7 protein-coding genes are annotated in these 7842 nt (G+C 53.6%); 3 read left to right on the top strand and 4 right to left on the bottom strand.

Annotated features, from left to right (window positions below; translation table 11 throughout):
• Positions 1-97: 97 nt before the first annotated feature.
• The 4 genes from dksA to ACTHSQ_RS11000 form a co-directional block, all read right to left on the bottom strand.
• Positions 98-514 (bottom strand): RNA polymerase-binding protein DksA, encoded by a 417-nt coding sequence (gene dksA, locus ACTHSQ_RS11015; protein WP_003682872.1) that lies wholly within the window; start codon positions 512-514, stop codon positions 98-100.
• Positions 515-747: 233 nt separating this feature from the next.
• Positions 748-1305 carry a YggT family protein gene (locus ACTHSQ_RS11010; protein ID WP_440371993.1) on the bottom strand — a complete coding sequence of 186 codons (558 nt, stop codon included), beginning with the start codon at positions 1303-1305 and terminating at the stop codon, positions 748-750.
• Between the two features lie 2 nt (positions 1306-1307).
• Complete coding sequence (gene proC, locus ACTHSQ_RS11005) at positions 1308-2105, bottom strand: pyrroline-5-carboxylate reductase (RefSeq protein ID WP_440371992.1); 798 nt, start codon at positions 2103-2105, stop codon at positions 1308-1310.
• Between the two features lie 76 nt (positions 2106-2181).
• A complete protein-coding gene (locus tag ACTHSQ_RS11000; protein WP_440371991.1) occupies positions 2182-2877 on the bottom strand; it encodes a YggS family pyridoxal phosphate-dependent enzyme in 696 nt (231 codons plus the stop codon).
• 117 nt (positions 2878-2994) lie between these two features.
• Here ACTHSQ_RS11000 and ACTHSQ_RS10995 point away from each other — a divergent pair, with 117 nt between their 5' ends.
• From ACTHSQ_RS10995 to yccS, 3 genes are all read left to right on the top strand, one after another.
• Positions 2995-4041, top strand: coding sequence for a type IV pilus twitching motility protein PilT (locus tag ACTHSQ_RS10995; protein WP_440371990.1), 1047 nt, complete (start codon positions 2995-2997; stop codon positions 4039-4041).
• Between the two features lie 86 nt (positions 4042-4127).
• Positions 4128-5357 carry a PilT/PilU family type 4a pilus ATPase gene (locus tag ACTHSQ_RS10990; RefSeq protein ID WP_003682885.1) on the top strand — a complete coding sequence of 410 codons (1230 nt, stop codon included), beginning with the start codon at positions 4128-4130 and terminating at the stop codon, positions 5355-5357.
• A gap of 162 nt (positions 5358-5519) precedes the next feature.
• Positions 5520-7655: a YccS family putative transporter gene (yccS, locus tag ACTHSQ_RS10985; protein WP_003682868.1), complete on the top strand. Its 2136-nt coding sequence runs from the start codon at positions 5520-5522 to the stop codon at positions 7653-7655.
• The last annotated feature ends 187 nt before the right edge of the window (positions 7656-7842 follow it).

The following is a 7842-nucleotide window of genomic DNA, read 5'->3' as shown; positions in this document are numbered from 1 at the left end:
CAAACTTTCTACACAATCCATACATACAAAAAAATACAAACAAAGGCCGTCTGAATTGCTCTTTCAGACGGCCTTTTAAGGTTTCTATATCTATATTTTAGTCGGCGAACTGTTTTTTCATTCGTTCGCGTCGCTCTTGCGCTTCTACGGACAATGTCGCAGTCGGACGTGCCAGCAGGCGCTTGAGGCCGATGGGTTCGCCGGTATCGGCACAGAAACCGTAATTACCTTCGTCGATGCTGCGGATAGTCGCTTGCACTTTATTGAGAAGTTTACGCTCGCGGTCGCGAGTGCGCAGTTCTAAAGCGTACTCTTCTTCTTGAGTAGCTCGGTCGGCAGGATCAGGGGCGGATTCGTGCTCTTGAAGATGGCCGGTAGTGGTGTTTGCATTTTCAATCAGCTCTTCTTGCATTTTAACCAGTAGTTCGCGGAAGAAGGCCAATTGGTCGCTGTTCATGTAGTCCTCTTCAGGACCATTCCAGTTTAAAATATCTTGTTCTGTCAGCTTTGCCATGGTGTCTGCTTTCGGTTTGTTGTTAATGATTTGGATGCTACGGGTTTGCTTTTATTGGGTTTTCTTAAATTTCCGTTTTGGAAATTGGGCGAATCATATCATGTTTTACCTATTCATTTGTTCTTTATATTTCGATTTGCACTTTTTTGCACTACCTTACACCTAAATGTATTAAAGCGCTTTTTAGGACGTTGTATTTTTGGTCGTTAATACCTGCTGCGTTTTCTGACGGCCTATTGAAGCAACCATAGGTTGGTTTGCTGAATAAGTTGGGGAAACCATCGGGCCAGCCACAACCATAATAAGAGTGCCAACAAACTGCCTGAAAAATCGTATCGTCCTACGCGTAAGAAGGAAAACGGTTTGAGCAATGGCTGCAGGATTCGTTCGATGGCATAAGTCAACGGCGAATAGCGGCCTTGTATGCCGGACACCATTCTAATAATCAGACCGATAAGTAATGTATAGGCCGCGGCTTTCAGCATATGGAGTGCGGCAAACCAGAAGTTTGCCAAAATCAGCTTATTGCTGATGGACAGAGCCGGCGAGATGAAAATAATGGCGGTACAGGCAAGGTAGTACACCAGAAAACCTGCGGGCAGGCAGTACCAATCGGTTTTCTCGCCGGATGGAAATGCTTTTTGCCAAGGTTTGGTCAGCCAGCCTGTTGCCTGTATGCTGAATTTAAGCAGGGGGTGTTCTGCTGCCAATCCTGCGTATCGGAGCAAAAAGCGCGTGATACACAGGATGGCAATAGCGTCTGCCAATAATAGGAGCAAGTCGCCGCGCATGTTCAGACGGCCTTATATTGTTGCGCCATTTCTTGCGAACGTTGAACGCAGGCTTCTACGCCCTGTTCGATGGCTTCGGCAACGTGACGGGCTTTGAAGGTTTCGATGGCTTCGTGTGTTGTGCCGCCTTTGGAAGTTACGTTTTGCTGTAATTGTGCGAATGCTTCGCCGGTTTGTTCGGCCAAAGCCACTGCGCCTTTAAATGTAGCGAGGCTCAGTTCGCGTGCGTCTTGTTCGTTGAAACCTTGTGCCAAAGCCGCGTTTTGGAGCGCGCCCAACAGATAGAAAACATAGGCGGGGCCACTGCCGCTGATGCCGGTAATATTGTGGAGTTGCTCTTCCTCGTTTAACCAAACGGTTGTACCGACAGAGCGCATGATGCCGTCTGCGGCTGCACGGTCGGCTTCTGAAACACTTGCATCAGCAAACATACCGGATACGCCCAAGCCGATTTTGGCCGGCGTATTGGGCATGATGCGCACGATACGGCGTGTGCCGCCCAGATAATGGCTGAGGGTATCGATGGACAAACCTGCCGCTACGGACAACACCAGCGCGCCATTCAAACGGATGTTTTGACAGGCTGCCTGCATGTCTTGCGGTTTGACGGCAAGAATGAGGACATCGTCCGCACTCAATTCTGGCAGGTTTTCAGAAGTGGCTACGCCCAATTCTTGCTCCAGTTGCGCTCGTCTTTCGGCGCCGCGTTCGACAATGTGGACACGATAGCCGTCTTGTTTGACCAAACCACCTGCAATGGCAGTTGCCATATTGCCGCCGCCGAGAAAATAGATATTCATATATATGTCACTCCTTTGTGATATCGATCAGGCCGTCTGAAACTGCTGTCTACCCTGTTCAGACGGCCTATTACTTTTATTGAGGATAATGCCGCTTGCCGAAAATCGCGCTGCCGATGCGGACATGGGTTGCGCCGCATTCTACCGCGATTGGCATATCTCCGGACATACCCATAGACAAAACATCTGCTTCAACGCCTGCCGCGTTCAGCTCAGCCAACAGCCGTTGCATGGTATGAAACTGGCTGCGCAATTCATCGTCGCTGCTGTCGGCCTTGGCCACACACATCAATCCGCGCACTTTAATATTCGGCAACTTGGCCACTTCAAGGGCCAGCGCAACCGCCTCATCGTGTGCTACGCCGTGTTTTGTCTCTTCTGCGGCAATGTTCACTTCAATGCACACCTGCAACGGCGGCATTTCAGACGGCCTTTGTTCGCTCAAGCGCCGCGCCGTTTTCAGACGGCCTATCGTATGCACCCAATGTGCGCGTTCGGCCACAAATTTGGTTTTATTAGACTGCACATCGCCGATAACGTGCCAAACAATATCCGGCAAATCGGCCAGCGTTTCCGTTTTTTCAAACCATTCCTGAATATAATTCTCTCCGAAATCGCGCTGACCAGCCGCATATACTTCGCGGATATCGTCTGCCGGAAACGTCTTACTGACCGCTACCAGTTTTACCGCATCCGCAGGCCGTCCGGCAGCCTCAGCCACCTGTTCAACCGCCTGGCATACGTCCTGATAGTTTTGTTGCAATACCGACATGGTTTTCTCCTTTAACCCGTTCATCACTCGGCATTTTGAAAATTTTACTTGGTTGAACGAGTTTATCTATTTAAAATAAAGCAATTTTATTATTCTAAACCAAAACAAGGCCACATTATGCAGATTACCGACTTACTCGCGTTCGCCGTGAAAAACAAAGCCTCCGACCTCCATTTGAGTTCGGGTATTTCCCCTATGATACGCGTACACGGCGACATCCGCCGCATCAACCTGCCCGAGATGAGTTCGGAAGAAGTCGGTACCATGATTACCTCGATCATGAACGATCACCAGCGCAAGCTCTATCAACAGGATTTTGAAGTCGATTTCTCATTTGAGCTGCCTAATGTTGCCCGTTTCCGCGTCAACGCCTTTATGACCGAACGCGGCCCGGCCGCCGTATTCCGTACCATTCCGAGCACCGTCCTGACGCTGGAAGAATTGCGTGCGCCGCGCATTTTCCAAAAAATTGCCGAAAATCCGCGCGGTTTAGTCTTGGTAACCGGCCCGACCGGTTCGGGTAAATCCACCACGCTGGCGGCAATGGTCAACTACATCAACGAAACCCAACCGGCCCACATTCTGACCATCGAAGACCCGATTGAGTTCGTCCACCAAAGCAAAAAGGCGCTCATCAACCAGCGCGAGCTGCATCAGCACACCCACAGCTTTACCAACGCCCTGCGTTCCGCCCTGCGCGAAGACCCAGACGTGATTTTGATCGGTGAGATGCGCGACCCTGAAACCATCTCCCTCGCCCTGACCGCCGCCGAAACCGGTCACTTGGTTTTCGGCACGCTGCACACGACCGGCGCCGCCAAAACCATCGACCGTATTGTCGACGTATTCCCTGCAGGCGAAAAAGAAATCGTGCGCTCCATGTTGTCCGAATCCTTGCGCGCCATCATTTCCCAAACCCTGCTGAAAACCCGCGACGGCAACGGCCGTGTCGCCGCACACGAGATCCTGATTTCTACACCGGCCGTGCGCAACCTCATCCGCGAGAACAAAATCGCCCAAATCAACGCCGCCCTCCAAACCGGTCAGGCCCACGGTATGCAAACCCTCGATCAAGCCCTGCAAACCCTTGTCCGCCAAGGCACCATCAGCCCCGAGCTGGCACGCAGCAAGGCGCAAAACATCGAAAACCTCTCTGTTTTCTAAACCATACTCAGGCCGTCTGAACCCCATCATCCCGTTTTCAGACGGCCTTTCAGCCTGACCGAATACCCGTTTTAAAGAGAATCATCATGAGCGACCTCGCCCCTCTGCACGACCTGTTAAGCGAAATGGTGCAAGCCTACTCACAAAAAAACCAAGCACCGCACATCCCCACCCCGGCCGAAATCGGCACGCATCTTCACCCCCTGCTCGACCGCATGTGTGAAGAGGCCGAAAAACGCAACGCATCCGACATCTTCATCAGCGCAGACTTTCCCCCTGCCATCAAAGTCGGCGGCACCCTCACGCCCATGCCCCATAAAGCGCTAACCGGCGCGGACACCGCCGCCATCGCCGAATCCACCATGAACCCCGACCAGCTCGAAGCCTTCAATCGTGACTGGGAAATCAACTATTCCGTCCAATCGCGCAGCAACACGCGCTACCGCGTCAACGCCTACCACGAGCAAGGCCGCGTCGGCATGGTATTGCGCCGCGTCAGCCAAGACATTCCCGAAATGAAGACCCTCGGTTTACCCGAAAAGCTCCAAGAGCTTGCACTCGCACCGCGCGGCCTGCTGATCCTCGCCGGCCCGAACGGTTCGGGTAAATCCACCACCATGGCCTCCATGCTCAACTACCGCAACCAAAAGCTGCCCGGCCATATCGTTACCATCGAAGACCCCATCGAGTTTATCTACAAACCTTGCCGCAGCATCTTCACCCAGCGCGAAATCGGCATCGATACCGACAACTGGAAAATCGCCGTTCAAAGCGCCATGCGTCAAGCGCCCGATGTCGTCTGTATCGGCGAAGTCCGCAGCGAAGAAAGCATGAAATACGCCCTCCAACTGGCTCAAACCGGCCATCTGTGCGTTTTCACCATCCATGCCAACACGGCTTCCCAAACCATCGAGCGCATCATCAACTTCTATCCGGAAGACCGCCGCCAACAGGTTTTGATAGATTTGGCGTTAAACCTCGTCGGCATTATCGGCCAACGCCTCACCATCAAGAAAAACCGCCAACGTACGGCCGTTACCGACCTCCTGCTCAACACTCCGGCCATGCAGGACTTGATTTTCCAAGGCGAATTGCTGGAAATCCGCGACTTGATGGCACGCTCCGGCAGCAACGGCATGCAGACATTCGACCAAAACCTCTTCAACCTCTACGCACAAGGCCAAATCGAACTCAGCGAAGCCCTGCGCCAAGCGGTATCCGCCAACGATTTACGCCTGCGCATTCAAATGCACGACGAGGGCAACAATACCGAACGCCTCTACGACCGCATCAGCGACCTCAACCTGATGACCTAATAGCGCAAGCCAAAAAAGGCCGTCTGAACGGGAGTGGAAATGAAATCAAGTATTTCCCCGTATCCGTTCAGACGGCCTTATCTCATTTAAAGCATTCTGAAATCGACTGAAAATCCTGTTAAAATCCAATCATTCACCTCATAACGAATAATAAACAACATCATGAAAACTCCGCCGCTCAAACCTCTGATCATTGCCTCCCTGCCCGTCTTCGCCAGCGTATTCATCGCCGCCACCCTCGTTTGGCACTTCGACACGCCCAAACTGGTTATGCCCTTCGTGCTCGGCATTATTGCCGGCGGTTTGGTCGATTTGGACAACCGCCTCACAGGCCGTCTGAAAAACATCGTCATCACCGTTGCCCTGTTTACCCTCTCCTCACTGCTTGCCCAAAGCACCATCGGCACAGGCGTTCCCTTCATCTTGGCCATGACCCTGATGACTTTCGGCTTCACCATCCTCGGCACCGTCGGCCTCAAATACCGCACCTTCGCTTTCGGTGCGCTTGCCGTCGCCACCTACACCACGCTGACCCACACCCCCGAGACCTACTGGCTGACCAACCCCGTCATGATTCTGCTGGGTACTGTCCTATACAGCGTCAACATCCTGATCTTCCAAATTATCCTGCCCCACCGCCCCGTCCAAGAAACCGTTGCCAACGCCTACGATGCACTCAGCAACTACTTCGATGCCAAAGCCGACTTTTTCGACCCCGACGAAGCCGCATGGTTGGGCAACCGCCAAATCGACTTGGCCATGAGCAACACCGGCGTGATTACCGCCTTCAACCAATGCCGCGGCGCACTTTTCTACCGATTGCGCGGCCAACACCGCCATCCGCGTACCGCCAAAATGCTGCGCTACTACCTCTGCGCGCAAGACATGCACGAACGCATCAGCTCCGCCCACGTCGATTACAGCGAAATGGCCGAGCAGCTCAAAAATACCGACCTTATCTTCCGCATCCGCCGCCTGCTCGAAATGCAAGGCCAGGCGTGCCGCAACGTTGCCTCCTCCCTGCGCAACAACAAACCCTACGCATACAGCAAACGCCTCGGCCGCGCCATGGAAGGCTGCCGCCAATCCCTTAGCCATTTTGCCGAGACCCATGCCGACAATGCCAACCTCCACAATATCCGCCGCCTGCTCGACAACCTCAGCAGTGTCGATTACCAACTGCGGCAACTGCAAAACGATGCGTCCCTTGCCGAAAACGACAACGCCGATACCCGCATCGCCGCCCTTGAAAACACCAAGTTCCGCAATATCGGCGAGACCGTCCTCAGCCAGCTCAATTTCGACTCCGGCGTCTTCCGCCATGCCACCCGCCTCTCCATCGTCGTGGCCGCGGCCTGCATCATTGTCGAAATCCTCCATCTCAACCTCGGCTACTGGATTCTGCTGACCGCCCTTTTCGTCTGCCAACCCAACTACACCGCCACCAAAAGCCGCGTATACCAACGTATCGCAGGCACGATTCTCGGCGTGATTGTCGGTTCGCTCGTCCCCTACTTCACCCCGTCTATTGAAACCAAGCTCTGGATTGTTATCGCCAGCACCACCCTGTTCTTCATGACCCGAAGCTACAAATACAGCTTCTCCACCTTCTTCATCACCATCCAAGCCCTGACCAGCCTCTCGCTTGCCGGTTTGGACGTGTACCACGCCATGCCCATCCGCATCATCGACACCATCGTCGGTTCCGTTATCGCATGGGCCGCCGCCACCTACCTCTGGCCCGATTGGCGTTACCTCACCCTCAGCCACACCGCCGCCCAAACCATTACTGCCAACGGCCGCTATCTCGACGCCATCCTCGACCAGTTGCAAAACGGCAGCCGCGACGATTTCGACTACCGCCTCACCCGCCGCCAAGCCCACGAAAGCATCGCCGCCCTCAGCAGCACCCTGTCCGACATGAGCAGTAACCCGAAAAAATACCAAGACCGCCTGCAAGACGGTTTTACCCTGCTCAAAACCAGCTATGCGCTGACCGGCCACATTTCCGCGCTCGGCGCATACCGCGACCAAGTCCGAATCGACGGCAACGACGGCTTTGCGCCCTATGCCAAGCTGACCCACCACATCGCCGAGTTGCTGACCCAAATGCCCCAAACCGACCCCGAGGCTTTTGAAACGGCCATGACCCAAATCCGTCAGGAATTTGCCGAGCTTGAGCAAAACACACAAGTGCAGCAAGACCACGTCCTCAAACACCAGCTCGACCTGATCATCCGCCAGCTTACCCCGTGCTATCAGGCATTGCACCGACAAGCCGACGTAGAGGCCGTCTGAAAAGAGCCGGACACTTTCCAGCCTGTTTAGCAACAAGTCTGCCCATCATCGGCGTTGAGTCCAGCTAAACACTTCCTCAAATAAAAACCAAAACAAAAGGCCGTCTGAATCTTTGAACTGCACCCCAAAAGTTGGACATCCCCCCTCCAACTCACAAGGTGCAGTTTTTTTATGAGCAAATATACAT

This window comes from Neisseria sp. P0009.S008, assembly GCF_051958615.1.
GTDB lineage: Bacteria > Pseudomonadota > Gammaproteobacteria > Burkholderiales > Neisseriaceae > Neisseria > Neisseria subflava.
The sequence above is the reverse complement of the archived record's forward strand: the minus strand, read 5'-3'. Positions and strand labels throughout refer to the sequence as shown.

Bases quoted from the DNA above. Each gene is read 5' to 3' on its own strand.
- ACTHSQ_RS10990 (WP_003682885.1), top strand. From the start codon at position 4,128: ATGAGCGACCTCGCCCCTCTGCACGACCTGTTAAGCGAAATGGTGCAA.
- dksA (WP_003682872.1), bottom strand. From the start codon at position 514: ATGGCAAAGCTGACAGAACAAGATATTTTAAACTGGAATGGTCCTGAA.
- ACTHSQ_RS11010 (WP_440371993.1), bottom strand. From the start codon at position 1,305: ATGCGCGGCGACTTGCTCCTATTATTGGCAGACGCTATTGCCATCCTG.
- ACTHSQ_RS11000 (WP_440371991.1), bottom strand. From the start codon at position 2,877: ATGTCGGTATTGCAACAAAACTATCAGGACGTATGCCAGGCGGTTGAA.
- proC (WP_440371992.1), bottom strand. From the start codon at position 2,105: ATGAATATCTATTTTCTCGGCGGCGGCAATATGGCAACTGCCATTGCA.
- yccS (WP_003682868.1), top strand. From the start codon at position 5,520: ATGAAAACTCCGCCGCTCAAACCTCTGATCATTGCCTCCCTGCCCGTC.
- ACTHSQ_RS10995 (WP_440371990.1), top strand. From the start codon at position 2,995: ATGCAGATTACCGACTTACTCGCGTTCGCCGTGAAAAACAAAGCCTCC.